This is a genomic window from Chitinophaga sp. ARDCPP14, from assembly GCF_051362515.1.
Lineage (GTDB): Bacteria > Bacteroidota > Bacteroidia > Chitinophagales > Chitinophagaceae > Chitinophaga.
In genome coordinates this window covers 107,495-133,874 of record NZ_JBKIXB010000006.1, presented here as the reverse complement: position 1 = coordinate 133,874, position 26,380 = coordinate 107,495, and the positions used below count along the sequence as shown (strand labels likewise).

Below are 26,380 nucleotides of genomic sequence, written 5' to 3'. Positions count from 1 at the left end.
TACCATAATAATTCAATTGCATAGATTTGCATTTGTTAGGATGGATAATCAGTATTCAAGTATGTACAAGCTTAGTGCTACTATCATCCGGACATATTCGCCGGGGGTGGGTCCAATCACCTCCGGTTTTTTTATCCGTATAGCGGCATTACAATCTCTGAAGTTGGTGGTGCATAAATGTTCAGTTGACAATAGCTAAAAAATAAACCCATTACGGTTCCACGATAATGCTGCGTCCCTGCAGGCGGAAATGGATACCGGTACTTTGCAGTCCTTCCAAAACATCCGACAGTGGCAGATTACGTTGAATTTCCCCTTGGAACCGGCGGGCAGGGATATTACCTGCATAAACAATTGTTACATCATACCATCTGGCCAGCTGACGCATCACGGTGGGGATGTCTGCATCGCGGAAATTAAATTCTTCCTTTTTCCAGGCCAGTATCGCAGCCATATCTGCATGCGCTACGATATCGATATTTCCAGGACTTTTTACCAATGCCTGCTGACCGGGTAATAATACCCTGGAATTGTTGCCTGCATTTACTTTTACGGCTCCTTGTATAAGGGTCGTTTTGATGCCTGGTTCATCTGTATAGGCGTTGATATTAAAACTGGTGCCTAATACTTCTATGTTGGTTTGGTGGCCCACTTTTACCTGAAAAGGCATTTTCGCCATGGCAGCCACTTCAAAATAAACTTCTCCTTTTATCTCCACTTCCCTTTTCCCCTGCTGGAATGCAGTGGGGAAAGTAATTGAGGAAGCTGCATTCAGCCATACCCTGGTACCATCCGGCAGCGTGAGGCGGAATTGTCCGCCTCTTGGCGTAGCCAGTGTGTTCAGCGTAGTTTGTGCAGAATAATCCTGCGCGTTGTATTGCAGCTGACCATTATTCAGGTGAATAAGGGCGCCCTGTTGTGTGATCACGCGGTTACCGTTGCTATCCAGCGGTATTACCGAACCATCTGCCAGTGTTAACGTGGCTTTGCTGGTACCCGGCATAATAGACGTGGTGGAAAGGGCCGTTACCGGGGCAGGCGGGGCAGAAGGGCGAAGAAAATATAAGCCTGCACCCAATAACAGCAAAACAGCCGCAGCAGCGGTCCACCAGCGATACAACGGGCGTACCGGCACATTATCTTTTACCGGGAAATGCTTTGCACTGAAAGTGTTCCAGCCGGCAGTAACATCAAATTTCTCGTATTGCAACAATTTATCACGGAGTATATCCGGGTCGGTCATCTGTTCAAAAAAAAGACGGTTCTCCGCGGAGGCATCACACCAGGTCCGCAGCTCTTCGGCTTCGGCGGCTGTCAGTATACCCTGCTGATAACGGCCTATCAGCCAGGCTATCCGCTGCAATAATGGATTTGTTTCACTGTTTTGATCTATTTCCAACTCACCTCTTTTACTATAGAAACAATAAAAAACTACTTTCGATTAAATAAATCTGAAAAAATTTTACGGGCTAACAGGATCAGTAATAATTATAATAATATTTGAGAAGGGTAATATAGATGCCCAGTAAGGGCAGTATGTTCTTTTTAATGAGACTGCTCCTGATAAGTTTAAGCGCCCGGAGCTTCTGCGCCCTCACCGTATTGTAGGAGATTTGCAGGGAGGTAGCTATTTCTTCATTCTTTCTTCCTTCGAGATAGCTCATCTTAAAAATCCGCCGGCATTGGGTGGGCAGATGTTCTATTTCCCGGTACAACTGCTGAATGATTTCCGTTTCCGTAAGTACCGGATCAAATCCGGCTATTTCTGTGGTGACCTGTTCTTCCTGTAAATAAGAAAATTCCTTTTCCTTTACATTAAGCCGCTCCCTGCTTTTCAAAAAATTGAGGCAGGCATTTTTGGTGGCAATAAAAAGAAAGGCTTTTATATTGGCGGCAGATTTGAAATCGCCGCGTTTATCCCAGAGCTTCGAAAAGGTTTCCTGCACGAGGTCTTCCGCCTCCTGTGCGTCCGCAACAATGGTAAAGGCAAAATAACATAATGCTTTGTAATGCTGGTTAAAAATGAATTGGAAAGCGGATTGTTCTCCACCAGCGAACTTTTGCAGTAAAATATGCTCCTTGTTTGAATACTCCTCTATCATCCCTGGAAACACCCTCCTGGCAATATAAACGATGATTTATCGGTATAAAAATACCGATAAAAGCTGATTTATTTATAGATAGGGGGAAAATATAGTAAAGATCAGCATCATTTCCCCGTGATCCTGTATACACATCTCCGCTGCCCTCCCAGTATATGTTCCAGCCGCTCCACTTTCGCATGCTTTCCCAGTATCCGTGTAAACATCTCGTGTTCCGACTGGCAGAAGCGGCTGCAGCAGCTGGCCGCGGCCTGAATGGGACAATGATTTTCCACGAGGAGATAACTGTTTCCTTCGTTGATATATTCGGCCATGTATCCTTCACGGTTACGGATATCCGCTAATATGCTTACACGGCTTTCCAGGCTGGTGATGCCTTTCAGCTCTTCCTGGTATTTTTCGAGGGTGCTTTGGGCTGTGGCGTCGAGCACTTCGTCCATCATACTGGTGGGGAGTGTTTTATTCATATTACACAGGAGCCGCAATGCCAGGTCCTGGTGCCGGTCGGGGAAACGCGCATTGCCCGCCTCCGTGAGCGACCAGATCTGTTTAGGTCTGCCCCTGCCTTTGGCTTCCGTGGTGGCCTGCACCAATCCCTCATTTGCCAGTTTGAGCAACTGAAACCGCGCGCCCTCCATCGTTACTTTCAGCTCCTCTGCCAACTTACACAGGGGTTGTGGCCCTTGTGTTTTCAGTATCCATACCGCCCGCTCATTATCGGCAAAGTTATTATTCATAATAAACAAAGTGTTTATTTGGTTTATTAAGCAAAGATACTATCTTTGTTCCATAAAGAAAACGACTAGTTGGATACGCAACGCGGGCATAGACTTCCGCGGGTTTTATACCTGTGCGGTGCGCAAACACAGGTATGAAAAAGCGGCATACTGCGCTCCCATATACCAGCCGGCTGGGCCCTCCGGCTGGTAACAACCAAACAATGCAATAACCGGTTACTGCTGAAACATCACTTTCAGTACAGGTAGCTGCATGTCTTCACAAAAAATAAAAAACAATGAGAATAGCCATATTAATCGGAAGCATCCGGCAGGGCAGGCAATCACAGAAAATTGCCCATTACCTGCAAAAGCAATTAGAGGGCAAGGGATTGGAAACCGATCTCATAGACCTGGCCGAAAACCCGCTGCCCATGCTGGAAGAACGGGTAGGCGTACATCCCCAGCTGCCGCAGGTAGTAAAAGAACTGAGCCAGCGCCTGCACGCCGCAGACGCCCTGATATTTGTTACACCGGAATACCACGGCAGCTTTTCCGGCGTACTCAAAAACGCCCTGGATTATTTTTACAGCGAATTTTCCAGGAAAGCCATCGGTATTGTTACAGTGAGTGCAGGAAAACTGGGCGGCATCAACGCAGCTACACAACTGCAACAGGTGATCCTCAGCGTAGGCGCTTACGCACTACCGGTAAAACTGCTGGTGCCGGAAGTGTACGGCGCATTCAATGATACACACGACCTTACCAGCGAGCATACGCTCAAATCAGCAGCCAGGTTTATGGATGAATTTTATTGGCTGGCCAGCGCCATCTACGAAAAAAAGAAGGCGGCTGTCACTATTTAAATCAAAAGCCAGCGCATCTCCCAACGGGCAGGGACCTGCGCTGGTTCTTCTTTCCTTCTCCACCTCTACTCCTTCTCCGGATATCTCACCGGAATGCGTTCCCTAAACCGCTAAAAAAACAATATCTTGTTGAGATATTTATACAATATTTGCGGAGCGGATCCGTCCTCATGTGGAAACCTTTAAAAGCCGCGTCCTGCTAAACATACCAGTTAAAAATGAAACAAGAAGAGGGTAGTAAAAAGAAAGAAGCCGGTGTATTCAGTCTCCTGCAACCATATATGGGTATGGTTAGCCTGCTGATCCTGTTTACACTGGTGAGCAATGGCCTCAACCTGTGGTTGCCCAAAATTATCGGAAACGGCATCGACAGCTACGAACATGGCACCTTCCAGCTGAATACGCTGGTCATAAAATTTATGGTGGCGGTCATCATCATCCTGGTGTTTACCTATCTGCAGAACATCATACAAACCTATGTATCTGAAAAAGTGGCGCGTAACCTGCGCACTAAAATATCGGATAAAATATCCGGTCAGAGTTACGCATGGGTGGAACAAGCCAACCCCTCGCGGCTTCTCACCAACCTGATTGCCGATGTGGATTCCATCAAGCTGTTTGTTTCCCAGGCCATCGTTTCACTGGTATCTTCCTTATTTATTATTATAGGCGCCAGCATCCTGCTGCTGACCATCAACTGGGAACTGGCATTGGCTGTGATTGCCACGCTGCCGGTAATAGGCATTACCTTTTTCCTGGTACTGCGTAAAGTGAGATCCCTGTTCATCAAGAGCCGGGAAGTAATGGACTGGCTGAATAAAGTGATCAACGAAAGTATACTCGGCGCAGCGCTGATCCGCGTGATCAACTCGCAGCAACTGGAATACCAGAAATTCCTGGACGCCAACGGTAAAGCGATGGACTTCGGGTTATCCATCATAAAACTTTTCGCAGGACTGATCCCGGTGATTACGTTTACCGCCGGCATTGCCAACCTGATCATCCTGGCGCTGGGCGGGCATTTCGTTATCACCGGCAGTATGAGCCTGGGCGATTTTGCGGCGTTCAGCAGTTATCTCGCCCTTCTGATCTTTCCGATACTGGTCATCGGTTTTATGAGCAATATTATTGCACAGGCCACTGCCTCCTATCAAAGGATCAGCGCCGTGATCAATATGCCCGACATTATGCCCGCAGGTTCTCTGACGGCGCCTGTTAAGGGAGATATTGAATTTCAGCAGGTGAACGTTAACTACGGTCAGAAACCAGTGCTCAAAGATATTTCCTTCTCCATAAAAGCCGGATCAAAAGTAGCCATCATCGGGCCTACTGCTGCAGGTAAAACGCAGCTGCTTTACCTGCTCACAGGGTTAATCAAACCTACCTCCGGCACGGTGCTGGTAGATGGGCGCCCGGTAGCAGATTATAACAGCGAATCCTTTCACAGCCAGGTGGGCTTTGTATTCCAGGACAGTATCATTTTTAATATGAGCGTCCGGGAAAATATTGCATTCAACGAAACCGTTACGGAAGCAGCCATGGAAAAGGCATTGCACACCGCCGAACTGAAGGAATTTACCGAAGCGCTCCCCGAAAAACTGGATACCATTGTTTCAGAAAGAGGTGCCAGTCTTTCCGGCGGACAAAAACAACGTATCATGCTGGCGCGCGCGCTGGCCATTAACCCGAAGATCCTGCTGCTGGATGATTTCACCGCCCGTGTAGATACCAATACAGAAAAAAAGATCCTGGCAAACGTACAGGTGGAATACCCGGGTATCACACTCCTGTCTGTAACACAGAAAATTTCTTCAGTAACGCATTACGATCAGATCATCCTGCTCATGCAGGGTGAAATTATCGCCACCGGCGGACATGAAGAACTTCTCCATACCAGCCCCGAGTACGTGCAGATCTTTAATTCCCAACAAAGCACCAGCAACTATGAATTACAATCTTAATAAGTTTACGGAGAAAGAGCAGAAGATATCCAACTACTCCGCATTCAGGAATTTGCTGAAGCTGATTTCCCACGAAAGAAGAAACCTGGCAGTGGCTTTAACCGCCATCCTGCTGAATTCTATACTCAACCTGCTCGGGCCCTTCTTAATCGGTTATACCATCGATCACTATGTGCAGCATAAGCAATACCACGGCGTACTGATCTTTTCAGGCATCCTGCTGGGCATTTACCTGATGGCGCTGTTCACCAGTTACTTCCAGACAAAGCTCATGGGCGGTGTTGGTCAGCGTACCTTATTTACCCTCCGGAATGCTATTTTTAGTAAGATACAGCAACTGCCCGTAGCCTTCTTTAACCAGAATAAAGCAGGAGACCTTATCTCCCGCGTAAATAATGATACGGATAAACTCAACCAGTTTTTTTCACAATCGCTGATGCAGTTTATTGGTAACATTTCTACTATGATCGGCGCCGGTATCTTCCTGCTGATCATCAATTACAAGATCGGCATTGCCGCACTGGCGCCCGGTTTGCTGATACTCCTCTTTACAAGGGTATTATCTCCCTGGGTAAAAAGAAAAAATGCAGCCAACCTGAAAACGGTGGGTAATATGAGTGCAGAAATTCAGGAAAGTCTCAGCAACTTCAAAGTAATTGTAGCCTTTAACCGCCGCGATTATTTCCGCCAACGCTTCCAGGATGCCAATGAAAAAAACTACCAGAGCGCAATTGGCACCGGGCTTGCCAACAATGTGTTCCTCCCTTTTTATGCCATGTGCGCCAGTATTGCACAATTGCTGGTATTAACCGGTGGTATCTACCTGATCACCCAGGGAGAATTTAGTATAGGCCTGCTCGTTAGTTACCTGGCGTATGCCACTTATTTCTATAACCCATTACGGCAACTGGCTACATTGTGGGCCAACTTCCAGGTGGCGATGGCTGGCTGGGACCGGATCTCCGAAATACTCGGACTGGAAACGGATCTTGTTACAGTGAATGCCGGCAAGGATTACAGCGACTCGTCAGCATTACTGGAGTTCCGGAATGTACATTTTGGTTACCCCGAAGGCAGGGAAATATTACATAACATCAGCCTGTCGCTGGAGAAAGGGAAAACCTATGCGTTAGTAGGACCAACCGGCGGCGGCAAAACCACCACGGCATCACTCATTGCGCGTTTGTATGATCCTACGCAGGGGATGGTATTACTGAATGGAAGGGATATCCGCAGTTATGATGCCGATGAACGTTCCCGGAAAATAGGTTTCATTTTGCAGGAACCTTTCCTGTTTACCGGCACCGTGAAAGAAAACATCCTATACGGCAACCCGGCATATAAAGATTTTTCCAACGAACAGCTTACAGAAGTGATCAGGGAAGCTAACCTGGAAAAACTGCTGGCCATTTTTGAAAACGGGCTGGAAACAAAAGTGCTTTCCGGCGGAGATGGTGTGAGCCTGGGACAAAAACAACTGATTGCTTTTATGCGGGCAGTATTGCGTAAACCCGATCTCCTTATCCTGGATGAGGCCACCGCCAATATTGACACCGTTACCGAACAGTTGCTGGGAGAAATCCTGGAAAAGCTGCCGGAAAATACCACGCGGGTAATCATTGCGCACCGGTTGAATACCATTGAAAATGCCGATGAGATCTTTTTTGTGAATTCGGGAGAAGTCACCAGGGCAGGGTCTTTACAAAACGCGATGGAAAAATTACTGCACGGGGTAAGGGTGAGCTGATCCGTGATTTTACCCAAAATCCGGAATTTTTGTTATATTCACTACATGTCAAAATTCAAAGATGTAGTGGTAACACTATCAAAAAAACACCCCCAGACCGCAGAACCGGTGCAGGCCGGACACACGTTTGTGATAGGCGTATTAGGCAAGAAAACTGCCTTTTACGAAATTTCAACGGAGCAGTTAAACAATCTTCATAATGATGATCTGCAAAGAGAATTGTTTCAACTGCTTCACCCACAAACTCCGCATCACTAGCCGGTATATTTTCCACACAAAAGATTAACCTGCGTATTCCGCAGGTTTTTTTATGCCGGAAAAATTTTGTACTATTTGGTAAAGAATATATCTTTGAGATGTAAAAGAGAGAGATATGTCAGGCAGACCGAAAATATTTGACGACGGGGAAGTGCTCAGCAAAGCGGCTGAAATCTTCTGGCGCCAGGGATATGAGGCTACTTCCACGGAAGACCTGCTCGCTGCTATGGGCATAGGTAAGGGCAGCTTTTACTTGGCTTTTAAAGGGGGTAAAAAAGAGCTGTATGAAAAGGCGCTGGCCCAACATAGTGATCAGGCGATTGCACAGTTCAGAAGAGAACTGGACGCCGCCGTAGATCCGGTGGATTACATCCGGGAGTTTTTCCGCAGGGTAGCGCAAAGCACCAAAACCAGGCACCAGAAAGGTTGCATCTTTGGCAACGCAGTAGCAGAGCTTTCCAACGTGGAAAACCCTATGATGAAAAGGGCCGCCACTCACCTGCAGGGACTGGAAGCATTATTCCTGGATGCACTGCTGCGCGGAAAACAAAAAGGCACCCTGCACTCCAAACTGCCGCCCCCACTGCTGGCCCGCCTGCTCCTCAATAACTGGAATGGACTTGGTATTACCCGGCGGATTTACCCGGATAACGAAGCCCTCTCCGAACTGATAGAAACACAATTAAAAATACTCGGTTAACCAGGGAACAGCGTATCCCCTTTTTTATGATCTATTTTGTACCCTACAGTACAAAACACATAATTCACTCATGGAAAAATTCACCCGGTTTACCGCGCTGCTATTTGCGGTGGCCTGCGGCCTCGCCGTTGCCAATGTTTATTATGCACAGCCCTTGCTGAACACAATGGGAAACGATCTTCATATTCCGTCACGCTCACTGGGCATCATTGTTACCATTACGCAAACAGGGTATGCGCTCGGGCTTCTCCTACTATTACCGTTGGGCGATCTGTTTAACCGCCGCAAACTGATTGTAACCCAACTGCTACTGGCAGTGGCTGCATTGCTTACCGTAGCGTGGTCGCCGGCCAAACTGCCTTTCCTGGGCGGCATTGCAGCCGTAGGATTCCTGGCGGTGGTTACGCAAACGCTGGTGGCCTATGCCGCCACACTGGCCGCCCCGGCGGAAAGAGGGCGCATGGTGGGTTTAGTGACCAGCGGCGTAGTACTGGGTATCCTGCTCACCCGCACCGTTTCCGGCGCACTTACAGACATCGCCGGCTGGCGCTCGGTATACTTTTTTTCCGCTGCATTAATGCTTCTCACCGCCGGTGTCCTTTACCGCGTATTGCCCGTTCACGACCCGCAGAAAGCCAATACCAGCTACCCGCAATTGCTGCTGTCTGTATTCCGGTTATTCCTCGAAGAACCCATTCTTAGGGTACGCGCTATTCTTGCCTTCTTCATCTTCGCAGCCTTCAGCGTGTTGTGGTCGTCGCTGGTATTACCACTTAGTGCGCCACCGTATTCCTTTCCGGCTACCGCGATTGGCATGTTTGGTTTAATCGGGGTGGCAGGTGCATTAGGAGCCGCCCGTGCAGGTAAACTGGCAGACCGTGGCTACGGCCAGCGCACCACCGGCGCCGCCTTGTTGTTACTGCTGGTTTCATGGCTCCCGCTCGGCTTTGCCACCTATTCGCTGACAGCACTTATTGCCGGTATCATCCTGTTGGACCTGGCCATCCAGGCGGTGCACGTTACCAACCAAAGTATGCTGTACAACATCAGACCGGAATCACGCAACCGCATGGTAGCGGGCTACATGCTTTTTTATTCCATCGGCAGCGGCGTGGGAAGCATTGCCGCCACTACTATATATGCCTTCGCCGGATGGATAGCCGTATGCATACTCGGCGCCGCTATCAGCGCCACAGGACTGCTCTTCTGGGCATTCACCCTCCCCCGGAAGATACACGCTCAAAAAAGCAATACCTTTACGGTACAACACCAAAACTGATTTCCATGCCGCATATACCCATTTACCAGGTAGATGCTTTCACCAATGAACTGTTCGGCGGAAACCCCGCAGCAGTATGTCTCCTGGAAGCATGGCTGCCAACAGATACCTTGCAGAAAATTGCGGCCGAAAATTTTCTGCCCGAAACCGCATTCTTTATTCCCACCGGTCAACAGGGCCACTACGAGCTCCGGTGGTTCACGCCCGAAATAGAAATGGACCTCTGCGGACATGCCACACTGGCCAGCGCACATGTGCTGTTCAATCACCTCGGATGGGATATGCACCAACTCACTTTTCATACGCAAAGCGGACCGCTTACCGTTTCCAAACACAACGATCTGCTCACCCTCAACTTCCCGTCAAGGCCCGCAGTACCCGCATCCCTTCCTCCGGAAATACTCAAAGGAATGGGCGCATACCCCATGGAAGTGCTGAAAGCAAGGGATTATATCCTCGTGTATCACGACGAAGAAATTGTACGCAACCTGCATCCGGATAAGGCCATCCTCGACCAGATCAACCTCGACCCCGGCGGCATTATTGTTACGGCAAAAGGAAAGCAGGTGGACTTTGTATCACGCTTCTTCACGCCACAGGCCAGTATCTTTGAAGACCCCGTTACCGGCTCTGCACATTGCTCGCTCATCCCCTTCTGGAGCCGGCAGCTGGATAAGAAAGAAATGATCGCCCTGCAGGTATCCCCCAGAACAGGAAAGCTCTACTGCGTGGATGCCGGCGAACGCGTATTGATAGGCGGTACCTGCAAGACTTACCTGGAAGGAAATATTTTTGTACCTTAATTTTATGAGATATACCCGTATACTGCTGTTATGCCTGCTGGCAGTGAATACCGCTGCCGCACAACCCCTCCCGCAGATAGACAGCACCGTACATGCTTTCATGGAGCGCTACCACGTGCCGGGAATGGCGGTTGCAGTAACTTACAAAGGCAAACTGGTATATACCGGCAACTACGGTTATGCAGATACCACACAACATATCCCCGTAAATTCCCAACACCTGTTCCGCATTGCCAGCGTATCAAAATGTATAACGGCCACGGCTATATTAAAATTGGCAGAAGCAAAAAAGCTGTCGCTGAACGACCATGTATTTGGCCCCAATGCTTTATTGGGCACGGCTTACGGCACACCGCCCTACCGGGAAGACCTGAAAAAGATCACGGTACGGCAGTTGCTTGAACATACCTCCGGCGGCTGGACCAACAACGGTACCGATCCCATGTTCAGCCATCCGGACATGAGCGCCGCCCAGCTGATTTCGTGGACTATTGATCATCAGCCACTGGACAATATTCCCGGAACAGTATACGCCTATTCCAATTTCGGGTACTGTATCCTCGGCCGTATAATTGAAAAAGTATCCGGTATGCCGTATGAAGCGTATGTAAAAAAAGCAGTGCTGCTACCCTGTGGCATCACAGCCATGCAAACAGGCGGCAATACCCTGGCAGAGCGGAAACCAAATGAGGTAGTATACTACGGCCAGCATGGCGAACAACCATACATCTATAACATTACCCGCATGGATGCGCACGGAGGATGGATAGCCAGCGCTGCCGACCTTGCACGCCTGCTCGTTCATGTAGATGGCTTCGCATTACCTCCGGACATACTCACTGCAAAGTCTGTCACTGCTATGACTACCGGCTCGGAAGCCAACCCCGGTTACGCCCTGGGATGGGCTGTAAATCCTTATCACAACTGGTGGCACTCCGGCTCCCTGCCCGGCACTGCCAGCGAAGTAATACGCGCACAAAAAGGATTCAACTGGGTGATGCTTTGCAACACGCGTACCGACAGCAGCTTCTTTAACGACCTGGATGGATTGCTGTGGAAGGCAGTGAACGATCCCGCCACAAAATGGCCGGACACCGATCTATTTAAACATGGGGCCGATCATGCGGTTATGAAAAATTAACTTTCGAAGCGCCACAGGATCAATTTCTCCCTGTTGCGCATATACGATCTTTCCACCGGGCTCCACTAAAATAGTATACGGCAATGCGCCCTGCCATTTGGGGTCAACAGCTTCAATCAATTCATATTTACTTTTCCCGCTGAAAAGATAATTTTTCCCGGAAGAATGCTTCTTCTGTAAAAACTGTAATACCTTATCTTTCTTCTCCGGTTCATCTGCACTAACACTTACAAACTCAAAATCACGCTCACTAAACGTTTTGGCCAGGATAATAAACTCCGGGAACTCCGCCACGCAAGGCACACACCACGTAGCCCAGATATTAATAAGCCGCAGATTGGAAGAAGTATTTTTCAGCAGCTCCTTAATACCGTCCACCGACACCGTATCCAGGTTCACCGGTTCTTTCGCCCAGGCCTGCGTTGCTTTTTCCACGCTGCCACTTTTATCTTTCCACTTCACAGAACAACCAAATACTTTGGTGACCGCTACCGGCACCTCCCGCTGCTGCAACAAGGCATCAATAGCATTCCGTGCATCCATCGACCCTGGCTTCTTTGCAGGATTCTCCATATCATCAATCCTTCCCTGGTAACGCAGCTTCCTGTCTTTATCAAAAATGAAAATGTGCGGCGTAGCAATAGGACCATAGGCCCGTGAAACTATTTCGCTGTCACCATCATACAAATAAGGAAAGTTGAACTGCTTGTCTTTTGCGCGCTGTTTCATATCATCGAAAGAATCCCCAAGATCCGTGTATCCCAGCTCATCATACCGCAACCCCTCCGCGTTGTTAGGCATAATCGCCACCAGCTCCACACCTTTGCCGGCATAGTCGGAGGTGAGTTGTTTTATCCTGTCTTCATACGCCTGCGCAGTAGGACAATGATTACAGGTAAAAACCACTGCCAGTACCTTCGCCCTGGAAAAAGAAGACAATGAATAGTTTTTCCCGTCTGTGGCCGGCAGCGTAAAATCCGGTGCAGCCGCACCGATGGGAAGTGGCTGTGCGTTTAAAAGCAACGGCAGCAGGAGCAAACAATACAGCATACCGCTGATAAGAAATTTTTTCTCCATTTTATATGGTTTATTTTTTCTTATAACTCACCCAAAGAAAGGCTCTTCCTACGCAGCAGCTAAAGTTACTAAAACTTCCACATCCTGTTATTTACCGGCTGCCCAGAAAATAGCGTTCTGTAACAATTGCAGGTATGCCGGGTTATCCAGCAACCCGGGGCCATGCCCCATGAAAATATAGATATTCCTGGCTTTATAATGTTCATTGGTCCATACCACCGGATGATCGCCCATCTTCCTGTCAGAAGCAGGTACATAGGAGCTTTCATCCACACTGGCCAGCACATGCACCTGCGGGCGGGGGCTTTTATTGTAGGTATACCATTCTTCTTTATTAATAATAAAGGGAGATGTAATGCCCTTCATCACCGGGTGCTTTTTATCTTCCACGATTACCTTCCCGTTGGCAAACTCAGGAATATAGTTCGTGAACCGGATGCCGCCCATAAATGCCGAAAACCAATCCCACATAGGAAAGCCGTCGAATTCACCTAGCAGGGTGGCGTGATGTAACCCGATCCAGCCGCCGCGGCCCTCTTGAATATATCGCTCAAATGCCGCTGCAGCTGCAGGCTTCCATCCATAAGGCGGATAGTCTAGCTGGATAAAAAGCCGGAACTGCTTTAAATAGTCATCATTAATCGCATCAGTGTTGTTGATATAGGTAAGGGTAAATTGTTTCTTCGCTGCGAGGCTGTCCAGCCATACCCTGGCCGCTTTTGAAAACGCCACATGGTGGCCGCCGCCTTCATACAGCACCAACGCTGCAAAGGCAGGCTTGCTGCGGTTGGTATCTGAAGTGCTGCGGCATTCGCGCGTGGCCATTCCACCGCAAATATCCCGGGCATTGCTTGCATCATTTGCAAAAATCATCAACAGCCATACAGTAACAGCGCGGAATAGTAATCTGTTTGTTTTTACGGGCATAAAACATTGGGTTGCGTATACAGAAAGATAAATATTATTCCGCCATGCTGTTCGTACGAAAAATAAAAGATACTGCTAAATACCGCGATTCCCCTTCGTCAATTTGCCGTTTCCGGAAATTAATCCGGTAAATAGGCCATTAATGCCCGCAATTAATGCTTTGTTAACGCTCCTGTTAGTCCTTCCCGCTTTACTTGCATCTTATTCCGGGGAATATCACCGGGATACACAACTAAGGTGAATGCAAAACCTTTGGAGAATCCGGGCAAGCCGGGTTCTCCTCTTTTTAAAAGCAGGTTCCACGTTAATAACAAACAGTATATATATGAAGCGTATCTTACTAGCTTTCCTCCTCCTGCTGAGCATACCCGCTCAGGCACAATTGAAACACAGCAGGGAATCACAGTACCCAACTTATCATGGATTGGTGATGGCCGGCTACCAGGGATGGTTCCGGGCCGAAGGTGACGGCTCCGGCGCCCGGCGCTTTTCCTATGGCGATGAAACCCGCAGCGGAATAGACATGTGGCCGGATGTAAGCGAATATGAAAAAACATACGCCACGCCTTTTAAGCTCGCCAACGGCCAGCCCGCACGTTTCTTCAGTTCTTACGACAAAAGCACCGTAGACATTCACTTCAAGTGGATGCAGCAATATGGGGTTGACGGCGTTTTCATGCAACGCTTTTTTAATAATGCCAAACGCCGCGACAGCGTCTCTTCCGTTGTCCTGAAAAATGCCTTCGCAGCAGCTTCGAAATATAAAAGGGCTATCGCCGTGATGTATGACCTTTCCGGGTTAAGTGCCACAGGGGAGGATTGTTCCGCTATTATTGAAGACTGGAAGTACCTGGTGGATCAGCTGAAAGTAACCAACCAGCCCGGCGCCAAAACTTATTTGCAGCAAAACGGCAAACCGGTAGTAGCCATCTGGGGAATTGGCTTTCCTGACCGCCCGTATAATCTCCGTAATATTGGCCTCGAAAGGCTCATCGATTTCCTGAAAAATGACCCCGTGTATGGCGGCTGTGCCATTATGCTGGGCGTACCCACCGCCTGGCGCACTTTGAACGCCGACTGCCTCCCTGATCCTTACCTGCATACCATCATCAAACAAGCCGACCTGGTACTGCCCTGGACGGTACAACGGTATTCCCCGCTGCTTCACAATGATATGGACCGCTACCGCGATAACCTCATCGACGACCTGGCCTGGTGCCGCGCCAACCACCTGGAATATGTGCCCTGCGTATATCCCGGCTTTAGCTGGCACAACCTCAGTCGTTATGAATTCCCGGACGATATAAAACCCGTAGGCTCTATTCCCCGCCAGGGCGGACGTTTTTACTGGCAACAAATTTCTACCGCCTTAACTGCCGGCGCCAGCATGCTGTATGTGGCCATGTTTGATGAAGTAAATGAAGCCACTGCCATATTTAAAGGAAGCGATCAGCCTCCCGTAAGCAGCACCACGCCGTTTATCAACTTAGATGGGAAGCCTTCAGATCATTATCTCTGGCTAACCGGCGAAGCCGCCAGCATGTTGCGCAATGAAAAGCCATTGAGTGTAAAGATGCCTGAAAGAAAATAATACCGGAAATGGGCTGAATAAAAACGTCCCGGCAGTAATGTACTGCCGGGACGTTTTTATTCAGCCATATTATAAGTGTATAAAATATATATTTTATCCCCATACCTGGACAGCCAGGTGCTTTCCTTTTGCGAGCAAATAAACGCCTCCGAAATAGGAAGCAATACCCACCGTGATGAAAACCACCATCATCCATATGAGCCGGCGTTTGTTTTCTTTCTTTCTCTCGTTCCGGTTCAGCACAATTTGCTCCACTTCGAGCCACCTCCTGCCAGGATCCCCGCTGGTATAACGCTCTGTGAGCCGGCCCGTTCTCATCATCTGACGGTACATTGCTGCCACTGATTTCGCATTGGGAATATGGTCCATCAGGGCACACAACTCCCTCGTGTCATCATCTGAAACCTTTCGTTGTGTGATGGCTGCTTCCGGCAACTTTTTCAGTAATAGCCTATCTGCCACCATTTTAAAATAAGTACTCATAAGAATGCCTGAATGAATGGTTTGATATCGGTATTGTATTTACGAAATACAGGAGTACATAGTTTTCATTCCTGCCAAAAAATGATGAAAAACCCGTATGGGATTGCAGAATGCTGCTACAGAATTCCTTTAGGAATTATACCTACTTTTAGCCTATGAAAGTGCTGATTATAGAAGATGAACCGGCTCTCAGGGCCAGTATACAGGAATACCTGGAACACCAGGGATACATCTGTGAACTGGCAGCAGATTTTCCACAGGCCATTGATAAGGTCAATGAATTTGACTACGACTGCATAGTGGCAGACATCGGCCTGCCAAAAGGCAGCGGCCTGGACGTGGTAAAGGAACTGAAACTGCTGGAGTCCAAAGCCGGCATCATTATCATTTCTGCCAAAGACTCTTTGGAAGATAAACTTAACGGCCTTGAACTCGGTGCAGATGACTATCTCACCAAGCCATTTCATCTCTCAGAACTCAATGCACGGGTAAATGCCATCTTACGCCGGAAAAACTTTGACGGCAATACCACCGTCAACTTCCAGGAAATCACCATAAAACCCGCCTCCAAAACAGTGCTGGTTCATCATAAATCCCTTACCCTCACCGGGAAAGAATACCAGCTACTGCTGTATTTTATTGCCAATCAACACCGGGTAGTCACCAAATCCGCCCTGGCAGGACATCTTTGGGGCGATGAATATGACCAGGCCGGCTCCTATGATTTTATTTATACCCATATTAAAAATCTCCGGAAAAAAATGCTGGAAGCAGGCGGCGAAGATTACATCAAAACAGTATACGGAACCGGTTACCGCTTCGGATAACATCCCTTAAAAGATTGCGCACATGAAACTGCTGACAAAAACAACCCTATACTTTTTACTGATCATGCTCCCGGTGTTTACTGCAGGCGCTTTTTACCTGTACACAGAATTCAATCAGGAAATAAAATATGAAACAGATGAGGAACTGGTGAATGACAAACTCCAGTGGATGCGGTATCTTGATACCGCCAGTGTGAACAACCCGGTTTTTAGTATCAAAACACCGGAATTTAACCTGCATCCTACGAACGACGCAGCGCAGCCAACACATCACCTGAAAGGCGTAAACATTTACCAGGAACCGGAAAATACCTACGCGCCCTTCCGGCAACTATCGCAGGTAATCAGTTTGCATAACAAAAATTATGAACTGGTACTCCGTAAATCACTGATAGAAAAAGATGACCTGGTAAAAAACATCATTCATGTAATGCTGGCGGCTTTTGGTGGTTTACTCCTGTTTGCATTGCTCTCCAACTGGCTTATCAGTAGAAGCATCTGGAAACCGTTTTACCGGTCGCTCGACAAAATACAAAAGCTGCAACTGAACAAACTGGACGCCACCGTTTTTGAACCAGCTGCCACCCATGAATTTAACCGGCTGAATACCGCCCTCAGCGCCATGACCAGCCGTATTCACAACGATTACACCAGTATAAAAGAGTTAACGGAAGATGCAGCCCATGAAATGCAAACACCCCTTGCTATCGCCCAAAGCAAACTGGAATTATTGCTGCAGGACGATACCCTCTCTGAAATACAACTAAACAGCATCCTCACCAGCTATGATGAGCTGCAACGCCTGTCGCGCCTCAATCACAACCTGTTGCTGCTGGCCAAAATAGAAAACCAGCAATACCCGCTCACAGAACAGCCGGACCTTTGCACCGTTGTTGAAAAATACCTGCTGCTTTTTGAAGAACTTATCAAAGAGAAAGATCTGCACATTCATAAAGAAATAACCGCTACCGCACCATGGCCGCTGCATCCCGCACTCACCGATATACTGGTCAGCAACCTGCTCGGGAATGCCATCAAATATAATTACCCGCAAGGCAGCATCACTATTCAGTTAACACCCGAGGCGTTCACTATTGCCAACACCAGCCATCTGCCTGAAATACCCGCCAACGTGTTGTTCCAGCGCTTCAAAAAACACAACAACGGCTACTCTAATTCCAACGGACTGGGACTTGCCATTGTTAAAAAAATGGCAGACTCCTATCATTTCCATCTTACCTATTATTATGCAAATGGTCAGCATACTTTCCGTGTAAGCCTATAACCCACCGTTCAGATTTGCTCCAGATTCCATGTTTTTCTTTGCAGTACAAAGGAGCATATGAAACATGTAATACTGGCTATCATTTTATTGAGCGCAACAGGCATTGTAACCGCACAAAATCGTGTACCCGTTCCCGTTAAAGACACCACACAGCAACCGGTGAAAGATACCACCATCAGCAAAGTATCCGACCTGGAAGAAGTAGTGATTTCTTCTACCCGGGATAACCGCCGTATTGAAGACCTGCCCATGAAAGTAGAAGTACTGGGAAGAGAAGATATGATGGAAGAAAGCGGCATAAAACCGGGTAACGTGGCCAGTATCCTCGGCGACCTGTCTGTAATCCATATTCAGAATACCTCTGCAGTGAGTGGTAACAATGCCATCCGCATGCAGGGACTGGACGGTAAATACACCCAGCTGCTGCGTGACGGTGTGCCGGTGTACGAAGGATTGAGCGGCAATTTCGGTGTACTGTCCATTCCGCCATTAGATCTTAAACAGGTAGAAATTATAAAAGGATCTGTTTCCACTCTCTATGGCGGCGGCGCTATTGCCGGGATCATCAACTTCATTGCCAAAACGCCCGGCAGTAAACCCGAACTAACGGTACTGGTTAATCGTAGTACGCTGAAAGAAACCAACGTGAACGCTTACTATGCGGAAAAATACGGCAAAACCGGTATCACCCTCTTTGCCGGCGTTACCACACAAAACGCCAGCGACGTAAATAAAGACGGCTTCAGCGATGTGCCGCGCCTGCGTCAATACCTACTCCACCCCCGCTTCTTCTGGTACCTCAATCCGCAAACCACATTGGTGGCCGGCTATACCGGTACCATCGAAAAACGCGAAGGCGGCGATATGCAGGTACTGGATCATGCCCCGGCCGGCATCCACCAGTATACAGAAACCAATAACAGCGAAAGACACAGCGCAGAGCTGCAATTCACCCGGAAAAACCTCGGCGGCGGCACTTTAACAATAAAAGGAGCAGGCAGCTTCTTCCACCTGCAAAACAACGTGGAAACTTTTACGCTGCTCGGAAATCAAACCAGCACTTATGCAGAAGCGGCCTACCATAAAACAAGCGGCCGGCACAACTGGGTAGCCGGCATCAATAATACCGGCGAAATATACCACCGCGCCAAAGGCGATAGCACATTACTCGGCAACTACCAGTATAACACGGCAGGCGCCTTTATACAGGATGGTTTCCGGATCACGGACCAGTTGATGGCAGAAGCCGGGCTGCGCGCAGACCATCACAATGAATTCGGATGGTACATTTTACCGAGGCTGGCGTTTGTATACAAACCACTAGATGACCTGTTCATCCGCCTGAGTGCAGGCACGGGTTATAAATCACCGGCTGTTTTCACCACGCAGACCCAAACCATTGGCTACCGCTACCTGCTGCCGCTCAGCGCGGGTATAAAGTCGGAAAGCAGCCAGGGTATTAACTTTGACGGGAACTACCATACCAGTTTAGGTAAGGTAGACATGACCCTGAACCAGGCGCTCTATTACACACATATCAAAGATCCTATCCTGCCGGTGCTGCAACCCGGCAGCCAGGGAATGTACCTGCTGCAGAATATGCCTTACGCTGTAAACAGTGTTGGTACAGATACCTACCTCCGCTTTGAACTGGATCACCTGGAACTGTACCTGGGATACAACCACACGGTGTCCCGTTACAACGATGCTGCCCATACCAATGTCGCGTTTGCGCCACAGGACAAATTTGCCGGTACACTGGCCTACAGCATCGAAGGCAAATGGCGCTTCGGCATTGAAAACAGCCGGATAGGCCATCAGTTCGACGATCGCAATCAAAAAACACCCGACTACTGGTTCTGGGCTGCGATGGTTTCCCGGCAGTTGGGGGAACACGTTACCCTGGTACTCAACGGGGAGAACATTTTTGACGCAAGGCAAGGCAAGAACACACCCTTATATACCGGCACCATTACGCATCCGGAATTTGCCCAACTATGGGGGCCTGTAGATGGAAGAATCATCAATATGTCATTGAAAGTTAATTTATAGTTAAATTTATGAGGAAGAGTGTAACTTCGCGGTCTTTAATTTTCTGTACACTATGAAATTCATCAAAAACAGGTACGCGGTGCTCCTGGGCTTTGGCGCCGTACTCCTGATCCTGTCGTTCCTCGTTAGAACTGTATTGCTGGTATGGGCTTTCCCTCAATCCGGGCTGCGCTTATCCCATTTACCAGCCATTTATGGCAAAGGGCTGATATATGATACCGGGGTAGCTTTGTTTTTTACCATTGGTTATGCCCTTTACCTGCTGCTGCTGCCGCAACGGCTCAATAACACGCTGTTTAACCGGATATTCACTTACACCGGCTTTTTCCTGGCGTTGGTAATCCTTGTATTTTCCTTTTTTGCAGAATTAACCTTCTGGGGCGAATACTCCGGGCGCTTTGATTTTATTGCAGTAGACTACCTCATTTATACCTATGAAGTAATCAGTAATATTAACCAGTCGTACCCTTTACCATTGCTGATTGGCGGCGTATTATTATTCACCGCCCTCATCACCTGGGTGCTGGCCCGCAGGGGTATTTTCCGCAACAGTTTCCAATCGCACACACCTTTCGGGAAACGGCTGCTCATCTTTGCCGGGCTGGCGGGGCTAATGCTCCTGCACATTTTCTTCATCAATAACACCTGGGCCGAAAAAAGCAAAAACCGGTATGCACAGGAGTTATCCAAAGCAGGTGTGTATTCATTTATTTCCGCCTACCTGAATAATGAACTGGCTTACGATAAATATTATTTGCTGGAAGATGATAACACCGCCTTCAGCCGGATGCGCACCTTGCTGCAATCGCCCGACAGCCATTACCTGACTGCCGGTAACAATATTTACAGGAGTATAACGGATACGGGTACACGTGTTGCACCTAATGTGATCATGGTCACCATTGAAAGCTTCAGCGCCGATTTCATGGACCGCTTTGGTAACACCGGTCATATTACGCCTGTGCTGGACAGTATTGCCAAAGAAGGTATTCTCTTTACCAATATGTATGCGACCGGCACCCGTACGGTAAGAGGGATGGAAGCGCTTACACTCGCCGTGCCACCCACTCCCGGGCAAAGTATTGTTCGCCGGAAAAAGAATGAACAACTCTTTTCCGTAGGCCAGTTATTTGAGCAGCAGGGTTATGAAAGCACCTTCTTTTATGGCGGCGACGGCTACTTCGATAACATGAACAAGTACTTTGGGAACAACGGCTATGATATTACCGACCGGCTCCGTCATAAACTGGTGGATGATCATATCACCACCACCCGCACAAATATTCCCGACAGCGCCGTACAGTTCGAAAATGCCTGGGGCGTATGCGACGAGGACATTTATGCCGCAGCGATTAAAAGCGCCGATCAGAAATATGCGGCCGGCAAGCCGTTCTACGATTTCGTGATGACCACCTCCAACCACCGGCCTTTCACCTATCCTTCCGGCAAAATAGACATCCCTTCCGGCAGCAGCCGTGAAGGCGCGGTAAAGTATACCGACTACGCCATCGGGCAGTTCCTGAAAAAGATCCGCACCAAGCCCTGGTTTAAAAATACCGTGATCATTTTTGTGGCTGACCACTGCGCCAGCAGCGCCGGTAAAAATGAAATAGAGATCAGTAAATATCATATTCCCTGTATCCTGTACAATGTTCCGGGCGTAGCGCCACAGGAAATCAGTGCCATGTGCTCCCAGATAGATATTTACCCTACCCTCCTGGGCATGCTGCACTGGTCTTATAACAGTAAGTTTTACGGCGAAAACGTACTGGAACCGGGATACCAGCCCCGTGCCATGGTAAGTACCTATCAAAAACTGGGTTACCTGGAGCCGGGTAAACTGCTGATCCTCAGCCCGCAGCAAAAAGCGCAATGCTTCAGCTGGAACAAAGAGCGCAATGAACAACGGGCCACGGCAATGGACAGCGCACTTCTCAAAAACAGTATTGCCAACTATCAAACTGCTTATGCCCTGTTTAAAAACGGCGGCATGGCAAAATAACAATCCTCTCCGAGCTGAGGGAATCGTCGAAAACCGTTCCCTCAGCTTATAATAATAATTCCTTGTTCGTTTCTCCGGTTAATTCCCTAAATTTATTCCCCCGGTATAATCCTGACGATAACAATATAACTACACCGGTTTCATAATCTGGCCTCTTTTTAACACCGAATATTAAAACCAACATCGCTCATGCTGGCTACTGCAGCGCTGCGTCAACAAAAATTACTGGATATCATTGGCAGTATTCCCGCAGACTACAGTTTGCAGGAACACCCGGTTAATGCCGTCCAGCAACTGTTAGGACAACTAATGGACCTGACAGGCAGCTCTTACGGTTTTGTGGGGGAATTGAAGAAAAGCGATGCACCTTCCCAACTGCATACCATTACTATCATCAATCATGCGCCGGAACACGGCTGGAACTTCACGCCTGCCCTGCAGGAAGTGGCCGGCAACGGGCAACCGCTGATCCTGCCGGCAGGGGATGCTACCACTGCATTTATCGGGCTGCCGGTAACATACCAGCAGCAGGTGCTGGCCGTAATAGGGCTCGCAGGCTGCATGGACGGCTATTCGGCAGATGCAGTAACTTTCCTCCAACCACTACTGCAAATATTGGGGCATCTGCATTTTCACGGTACCAGGGAAAAGGAAACCAGGCAGCTGCAATCCGCTTTTACCCGGTTAAAATACGAGTGGGATTCGCTGATGCTTACCCTGGATGATATTTTATTTGAGATGAACGAGCAGAAGGTCTTTACCGGGGTATGGTGCAGCAACGACAACCTGTTATTCCGGCCCCGGGAAGAGGTCATCGGCAAAACCATCTCAGAAGCCCTTGGCGAGCATGCCGGCACTTTTAACCGGCTGGTCGACAAACTGCTGGAAACCGGAGAAAACCAGGAATACGTGTATCCTGATATCAGGCAGGGTCCTCAAAACTGGTACCAGCTGAAAGTACGGCTGATTAAAGATAAGTTGCCCGCACCCCGGCGCATCCTGCTGATGATCCGTAATATCTCTGAAATAGAAAAAAAGAACAACAGCTACCTCCAGGCACAGTCTGAACTACGCCGCAGTAACCAGCTGCTGGGCATCTGCCAGCAGATGGGCAAAATGGGTGGATGGGAATTCAATGTAGCCACCGGCGAAACCTACTGGACCCGCGAAGTGTATGAATTGAGGGAGGTGCCGCACGACTTCCCGCTTACTTTTCATTCGTCCGTTGCATTTTATCACCCGGACGACCAGCCTGTTTTCGTTGCTGCCAGGGAAGCGCTGATTACCCATAAAACCCCGTTCGACCTGGAATTACGGCACATTTCCGCTAAAGGGAAACATACCTGGATGCGCACCATCGGCAGGGCGGTATTTAACAGCCAGGGCCAGCTCACGCATTTCAGGGGCATTATCATGGATATTACTGATAAGAAAGATACAGAACTGGCGCTTACTGCTGCCCGGGATAATGCACAGAAAGCCGCCCAGTCGAGAAGTGATTTCCTGTCTGTAATGAGCCACGAAATCCGTACGCCCCTCAATGCCATCATCGGCATCGCCGGTATCCTGGGGGAAAATCCCGCACCCGAACAGGCGGAACTGATGCATAACCTGGAGTTCTCCGCCCATCATTTGCTCGGACTGATCAATGATATCCTCGACTTCAGCAAAATGGAGGCTGGAAAAATTGAACTGGAAAATATTCCATTTGATCCGGAGGCGCTGCTAACGGGTATCGTACGTAACTGCCAGCCACTGGCTACCAGCAAGGGTATTGAACTCATTTCCCGGTTTGATCATTTACCGGGAACACTGAAAGGAGATCCCGTAAGATTATCCCAGGTACTCAATAACCTGTTGCACAACGCCATCAAATTTACCAGTGCAGGATCGGTTACCCTGGAAGTACGCCGGGCAAACACTTCCGCCGGCGACTGTACGCTTTCCTTTGCCGTAAAGGATACCGGTGTGGGCATTGTTCCGGAAATGCAGGCAAAAGTATTTGATACTTTTGTACAGGAAGATTCGGCTACCAACCGCCATCACGGCGGTACAGGGCTTGGACTCGCCATCACTCAAAAACTGGTGGCGCTCCACAACAGCAGCATCATACTGGAAAGCAAAAAAAATGAAGGCACTACCTTCCGTTTTGATATCAGTTTTACAATACCTGAAACTGCACCCGGTCCTGTGCCCCAGAAAAATAAACAACAGGAAGGCCATCTGGAAAATATGAAGCTGCTGGTAGTAGAAGACAATGCCATTAATATCCGCATCCTGCAATTACAGCTGAAAAACTCCGGTGCGCAGATTGAAACAGCCAGCAATGGCAGACTGGCACTACAGAAAATACAGGAACAATCTTTCGATGGTATTATCCTTGACCTGCATATGCCGGAGATGAATGGTTATGAAACCATTCCGCACATCCGGCACCTGCAGCCGGATGCTTTTATCATTGTGTTAACGGCAGACATAATGCCGGAAGTAACCGAACGGCTGGCCCGCCTGCATGTAAAACATATGCTGCCCAAACCCTATGCAGCAGCGGATCTGCTGGAGATACTGGAACGGCACAGGAAAACATAACCCGCTTTTATAGTACCTTCGCGCCTGCACCAACAGCCAGCAATTATGCAAACATCTTCTTTGTCGGCCCGTGATCTGGACGTGATCTGGCATCCTTACACCCAAATGCAAACTGCACCTGCGCCCATAGGCATTGTACGCGGCGAAGGCGCTTTACTTTTCGACGAAAATAATAACAGCTATATAGACGCTACCTCCAGCTGGTGGGTGAATATTCACGGTCACGCACACCCGCACATTGCGCAGCAACTGGCAGCACAGGCGCTGCAACTGGAACACTGTATTTTCGCCGGGTACACCCATCCCCCGGCCGTTCATCTTGCGGAACGGTTATTACCGCTTCTTCCCGCCAACCAACGCCGCGTTTTTTATTCCGACAATGGCTCTACGGCCATAGAAGTAGCCCTGAAAATGGCCATCCAGTACTGGGATAACAAAGGCACGCCGAAACATAAAATACTGGCCTTCCACAACGCCTATCACGGCGATACCTTCGGCGCCATGAGCGTGAGCGGCAGAAGTGTGTTCACCCGCGTTTTTGATGACCGCCTGTTTGATGTTCAGTTCATAGAAGTGCCCACTGCGGAAAACATCTCCCAAATTATAAACAACATTATTGCACTGCAACCGGAAGATATTGCTGCCTTTGTGTTTGAACCGCTGCTCCAGGGCTCCGGTGGCATGGTGATGTATGACGCTGCCGCCTTTGAACAGCTCCTGCAGTTTTGCTCCTCCCAAAATATCCTGCTGATTGCAGATGAAGTGATGACCGGCTTCGGCAGAACCGGGAAAAATTTTGCTATGGAATACCTGCAAACACCACCGGATATTGTTTGTCTTTCTAAAGGACTCACCGGCGGCACCATGGCGCTCGGTGTAACTACCAGCACTGCGGCGGTGTATGAAGCCTTTCTTTCCAATGATAAGCTAAAAACATTATTCCACGGGCATTCTTTCACGGCCAACCCGCTGGCCTGTACAGCTGCACTGGCCAGTCTCGACCTCTTCACCGACCCAGCCTGCGCGGCTAACCGGGAACGCATACACGAAAAGCATACTGTCTTTCTGAAAGAATTGTTTACTTACACGGTCATAAAAAATCCAAGATTGCTGGGCACTATCCTGGCGTTTGAAATAGTAACCGCTAACGCCGATGGTTACACGAATGCGTTGGCCGATGAACTGCACCGCTTCTTCCGGGCAAAAAGAGTGATGCTGCGCCCGCTGGGGAATACTCTTTATATACTGCCGCCTTACTGCATCACCAACGAACAGCTGGATGAAGTGTATGGCAGTATCCGGGAACTGGTAGCCACCTTATCATAAAAAAAGGGCACAGACGCGGTGTCTGTGCCCCTGATATTTTTCCCGGTCGTGTTATTTAACCGGTACGGATACTTTAGTGTCATCCCACTCAAATACCACGGCGTTACCGGGTAAAGTGAACGTGAGTTTTTCTGCTGGTGTAGACAGTTTTTCGCGTGGTACTTTCACGGATACTACGTCTTCGCCTTTATTCTTGTCGTAATCATAAGCACCCCATTGGCCCAGTTTACCATTCAGGATAACGGTCCAGGTGTTAGGATCAGGAATAGAGAACAAAGTGTAAGTACCTGCTTTTACCGGTTTGCCGCCAAAAGATACGTCTTTGCTGAAAGTGATCTGGGTGGCTTCATCAGCGCCTGTACGCCATACTTTACCAAATGGTTCCAGTTTGCCAAAAATTTCACGGCCTTTCTTGGAAGGCTGGCCGTACACTACTTTAATACCGTTGGCTTCTACTGTAACGTGGGGGCTTTTACGTGCCTTCTCCTGAGCAAAAACGAGGCTGGTAAAGGCCAGAAATAAGGTTGCCAAAAAGAAATGTTTCATTTTTTTTAGTTTTTTCTGTAAGAAGTTGTTGAGATACGATAACAATTTAAATCATAAAAACCATCGTAAACAAAACTATTGGATCAATGGTAAAATAACTCC

Annotated in this window: 22 protein-coding genes; 15 read left to right on the top strand and 7 right to left on the bottom strand. The window is 48.6% G+C overall.

The window, feature by feature from the left end; genetic code table 11:
• Positions 1 to 211: 211 nt before the first annotated feature.
• The 3 genes from ACLHR0_RS17915 to ACLHR0_RS17905 form a co-directional block, all read right to left on the bottom strand.
• Positions 212 to 1,399 carry a FecR family protein gene (locus ACLHR0_RS17915; RefSeq protein WP_436488370.1) on the bottom strand — a complete coding sequence of 396 codons (1,188 nt, stop codon included), beginning with the start codon at positions 1,397 to 1,399 and terminating at the stop codon, positions 212 to 214.
• A 79-nt stretch (positions 1,400 to 1,478) separates the two neighbouring features.
• The gene (locus ACLHR0_RS17910; RefSeq protein WP_429046181.1) at positions 1,479 to 2,114 is read right to left on the bottom strand and encodes an RNA polymerase sigma factor; all 636 of its coding nucleotides are present in this window, start codon (positions 2,112 to 2,114) and stop codon (positions 1,479 to 1,481) included.
• Positions 2,115 to 2,209: 95 nt separating this feature from the next.
• A complete protein-coding gene (locus ACLHR0_RS17905; protein ID WP_436488368.1) occupies positions 2,210 to 2,839 on the bottom strand; it encodes a helix-turn-helix transcriptional regulator in 630 nt (209 codons plus the stop codon).
• A 278-nt stretch (positions 2,840 to 3,117) separates the two neighbouring features.
• On the opposite strand from ACLHR0_RS17905, the gene ACLHR0_RS17900 reads away from it, so the two are divergent.
• From ACLHR0_RS17900 to ACLHR0_RS17865, 8 genes are all read left to right on the top strand, one after another.
• Positions 3,118 to 3,684, top strand: coding sequence for an NADPH-dependent FMN reductase (locus tag ACLHR0_RS17900; protein ID WP_429046177.1), 567 nt, complete (start codon positions 3,118 to 3,120; stop codon positions 3,682 to 3,684).
• Between the two features lie 218 nt (positions 3,685 to 3,902).
• Positions 3,903 to 5,645, top strand: a complete 1,743-nt coding sequence (locus tag ACLHR0_RS17895; RefSeq protein ID WP_436488366.1) for an ABC transporter ATP-binding protein — start codon at positions 3,903 to 3,905, stop codon at positions 5,643 to 5,645.
• Positions 5,629 to 7,392 carry an ABC transporter ATP-binding protein gene (locus tag ACLHR0_RS17890; protein WP_436488364.1) on the top strand — a complete coding sequence of 588 codons (1,764 nt, stop codon included), beginning with the start codon at positions 5,629 to 5,631 and terminating at the stop codon, positions 7,390 to 7,392. The genes ACLHR0_RS17895 and ACLHR0_RS17890 overlap by 17 nt, the downstream gene beginning before the upstream one ends.
• Positions 7,393 to 7,437: 45 nt before the next feature.
• Entirely contained in the window at positions 7,438 to 7,650 is a 213-nt protein-coding gene (locus tag ACLHR0_RS17885; protein WP_079468513.1) for a hypothetical protein, read from the top strand.
• A 115-nt stretch (positions 7,651 to 7,765) separates the two neighbouring features.
• Positions 7,766 to 8,350: a TetR/AcrR family transcriptional regulator gene (locus ACLHR0_RS17880; RefSeq protein ID WP_370911578.1), complete on the top strand. Its 585-nt coding sequence runs from the start codon at positions 7,766 to 7,768 to the stop codon at positions 8,348 to 8,350.
• A gap of 70 nt (positions 8,351 to 8,420) precedes the next feature.
• Positions 8,421 to 9,629 carry an MFS transporter gene (locus ACLHR0_RS17875; protein ID WP_436488362.1) on the top strand — a complete coding sequence of 403 codons (1,209 nt, stop codon included), beginning with the start codon at positions 8,421 to 8,423 and terminating at the stop codon, positions 9,627 to 9,629.
• Positions 9,630 to 9,634: 5 nt separating this feature from the next.
• Positions 9,635 to 10,432 (top strand): PhzF family phenazine biosynthesis protein, encoded by a 798-nt coding sequence (locus ACLHR0_RS17870; protein WP_436488360.1) that lies wholly within the window; start codon positions 9,635 to 9,637, stop codon positions 10,430 to 10,432.
• Positions 10,433 to 10,436: 4 nt separating this feature from the next.
• Positions 10,437 to 11,573: a serine hydrolase domain-containing protein gene (locus ACLHR0_RS17865; RefSeq protein ID WP_436488359.1), complete on the top strand. Its 1,137-nt coding sequence runs from the start codon at positions 10,437 to 10,439 to the stop codon at positions 11,571 to 11,573.
• Here ACLHR0_RS17865 and ACLHR0_RS17860 read toward each other — a convergent pair.
• Both ACLHR0_RS17860 and ACLHR0_RS17855 read right to left on the bottom strand, forming a co-directional pair.
• Complete coding sequence (locus ACLHR0_RS17860; protein WP_436488357.1) at positions 11,532 to 12,650, bottom strand: redoxin family protein; 1,119 nt, start codon at positions 12,648 to 12,650, stop codon at positions 11,532 to 11,534. The two genes, ACLHR0_RS17865 and ACLHR0_RS17860, sit on opposite strands and share 42 nt — an antisense overlap.
• An 87-nt stretch (positions 12,651 to 12,737) precedes the next feature.
• A complete protein-coding gene (locus tag ACLHR0_RS17855) occupies positions 12,738 to 13,577 on the bottom strand; it encodes a ThuA domain-containing protein (protein WP_436488355.1) in 840 nt (279 codons plus the stop codon).
• Between the two features lie 325 nt (positions 13,578 to 13,902).
• Here ACLHR0_RS17855 and ACLHR0_RS17850 point away from each other — a divergent pair, with 325 nt between their 5' ends.
• A complete protein-coding gene (locus tag ACLHR0_RS17850) occupies positions 13,903 to 15,168 on the top strand; it encodes a glycoside hydrolase family 71/99-like protein (protein WP_429046164.1) in 1,266 nt (421 codons plus the stop codon).
• 93 nt (positions 15,169 to 15,261) lie between these two features.
• Here the strand turns inward: ACLHR0_RS17850 and ACLHR0_RS17845 are convergent, their stop codons facing one another.
• Entirely contained in the window at positions 15,262 to 15,651 is a 390-nt protein-coding gene (locus ACLHR0_RS17845) for a hypothetical protein (RefSeq protein ID WP_429046162.1), read from the bottom strand.
• Positions 15,652 to 15,806: 155 nt separating this feature from the next.
• Between ACLHR0_RS17845 and ACLHR0_RS17840 the strand changes: the two genes are divergently transcribed.
• From ACLHR0_RS17840 to bioA, 6 genes are all read left to right on the top strand, one after another.
• Positions 15,807 to 16,478: a response regulator transcription factor gene (locus ACLHR0_RS17840; protein WP_429046160.1), complete on the top strand. Its 672-nt coding sequence runs from the start codon at positions 15,807 to 15,809 to the stop codon at positions 16,476 to 16,478.
• A gap of 22 nt (positions 16,479 to 16,500) precedes the next feature.
• Complete coding sequence (locus ACLHR0_RS17835) at positions 16,501 to 17,763, top strand: sensor histidine kinase (RefSeq protein WP_436488352.1); 1,263 nt, start codon at positions 16,501 to 16,503, stop codon at positions 17,761 to 17,763.
• Between the two features lie 57 nt (positions 17,764 to 17,820).
• Positions 17,821 to 19,815, top strand: coding sequence for a TonB-dependent receptor plug domain-containing protein (locus tag ACLHR0_RS17830; protein ID WP_436488350.1), 1,995 nt, complete (start codon positions 17,821 to 17,823; stop codon positions 19,813 to 19,815).
• A 52-nt stretch (positions 19,816 to 19,867) separates the two neighbouring features.
• The gene (locus ACLHR0_RS17825) at positions 19,868 to 21,817 is read left to right on the top strand and encodes an LTA synthase family protein (RefSeq protein ID WP_436488348.1); all 1,950 of its coding nucleotides are present in this window, start codon (positions 19,868 to 19,870) and stop codon (positions 21,815 to 21,817) included.
• Between the two features lie 189 nt (positions 21,818 to 22,006).
• A complete protein-coding gene (locus tag ACLHR0_RS17820; protein ID WP_436488346.1) occupies positions 22,007 to 24,406 on the top strand; it encodes an ATP-binding protein in 2,400 nt (799 codons plus the stop codon).
• 45 nt (positions 24,407 to 24,451) lie between these two features.
• Complete coding sequence (bioA, locus tag ACLHR0_RS17815) at positions 24,452 to 25,732, top strand: adenosylmethionine--8-amino-7-oxononanoate transaminase (RefSeq protein ID WP_436488343.1); 1,281 nt, start codon at positions 24,452 to 24,454, stop codon at positions 25,730 to 25,732.
• Between the two features lie 51 nt (positions 25,733 to 25,783).
• On the opposite strand, the gene ACLHR0_RS17810 is transcribed toward bioA, so the two are convergent.
• Entirely contained in the window at positions 25,784 to 26,278 is a 495-nt protein-coding gene (locus ACLHR0_RS17810; protein ID WP_370911564.1) for a DUF2911 domain-containing protein, read from the bottom strand.
• Positions 26,279 to 26,380 lie beyond the last annotated feature (102 nt).

Excerpts from the sequence above, each read along its gene's own strand:
- ACLHR0_RS17855 (WP_436488355.1), bottom strand. The coding sequence starts at position 13,577 with ATGCCCGTAAAAACAAACAGATTACTATTCCGCGCTGTTACTGTATGG.
- ACLHR0_RS17820 (WP_436488346.1), top strand. The coding sequence starts at position 22,007 with ATGCTGGCTACTGCAGCGCTGCGTCAACAAAAATTACTGGATATCATT.
- ACLHR0_RS17895 (WP_436488366.1), top strand. The coding sequence starts at position 3,903 with ATGAAACAAGAAGAGGGTAGTAAAAAGAAAGAAGCCGGTGTATTCAGT.
- ACLHR0_RS17835 (WP_436488352.1), top strand. The coding sequence starts at position 16,501 with ATGAAACTGCTGACAAAAACAACCCTATACTTTTTACTGATCATGCTC.
- ACLHR0_RS17890 (WP_436488364.1), top strand. The coding sequence starts at position 5,629 with ATGAATTACAATCTTAATAAGTTTACGGAGAAAGAGCAGAAGATATCC.
- ACLHR0_RS17865 (WP_436488359.1), top strand. The coding sequence starts at position 10,437 with ATGAGATATACCCGTATACTGCTGTTATGCCTGCTGGCAGTGAATACC.
- ACLHR0_RS17870 (WP_436488360.1), top strand. The coding sequence starts at position 9,635 with ATGCCGCATATACCCATTTACCAGGTAGATGCTTTCACCAATGAACTG.
- ACLHR0_RS17845 (WP_429046162.1), bottom strand. The coding sequence starts at position 15,651 with ATGAGTACTTATTTTAAAATGGTGGCAGATAGGCTATTACTGAAAAAG.
- ACLHR0_RS17860 (WP_436488357.1), bottom strand. The coding sequence starts at position 12,650 with ATGGAGAAAAAATTTCTTATCAGCGGTATGCTGTATTGTTTGCTCCTG.
- ACLHR0_RS17880 (WP_370911578.1), top strand. The coding sequence starts at position 7,766 with ATGTCAGGCAGACCGAAAATATTTGACGACGGGGAAGTGCTCAGCAAA.
- ACLHR0_RS17830 (WP_436488350.1), top strand. The coding sequence starts at position 17,821 with ATGAAACATGTAATACTGGCTATCATTTTATTGAGCGCAACAGGCATT.
- bioA (WP_436488343.1), top strand. The coding sequence starts at position 24,452 with ATGCAAACATCTTCTTTGTCGGCCCGTGATCTGGACGTGATCTGGCAT.
- ACLHR0_RS17825 (WP_436488348.1), top strand. The coding sequence starts at position 19,868 with ATGAAATTCATCAAAAACAGGTACGCGGTGCTCCTGGGCTTTGGCGCC.
- ACLHR0_RS17885 (WP_079468513.1), top strand. The coding sequence starts at position 7,438 with ATGTCAAAATTCAAAGATGTAGTGGTAACACTATCAAAAAAACACCCC.
- ACLHR0_RS17850 (WP_429046164.1), top strand. The coding sequence starts at position 13,903 with ATGAAGCGTATCTTACTAGCTTTCCTCCTCCTGCTGAGCATACCCGCT.
- ACLHR0_RS17810 (WP_370911564.1), bottom strand. The coding sequence starts at position 26,278 with ATGAAACATTTCTTTTTGGCAACCTTATTTCTGGCCTTTACCAGCCTC.
- ACLHR0_RS17900 (WP_429046177.1), top strand. The coding sequence starts at position 3,118 with ATGAGAATAGCCATATTAATCGGAAGCATCCGGCAGGGCAGGCAATCA.
- ACLHR0_RS17875 (WP_436488362.1), top strand. The coding sequence starts at position 8,421 with ATGGAAAAATTCACCCGGTTTACCGCGCTGCTATTTGCGGTGGCCTGC.
- ACLHR0_RS17905 (WP_436488368.1), bottom strand. The coding sequence starts at position 2,839 with ATGAATAATAACTTTGCCGATAATGAGCGGGCGGTATGGATACTGAAA.
- ACLHR0_RS17840 (WP_429046160.1), top strand. The coding sequence starts at position 15,807 with ATGAAAGTGCTGATTATAGAAGATGAACCGGCTCTCAGGGCCAGTATA.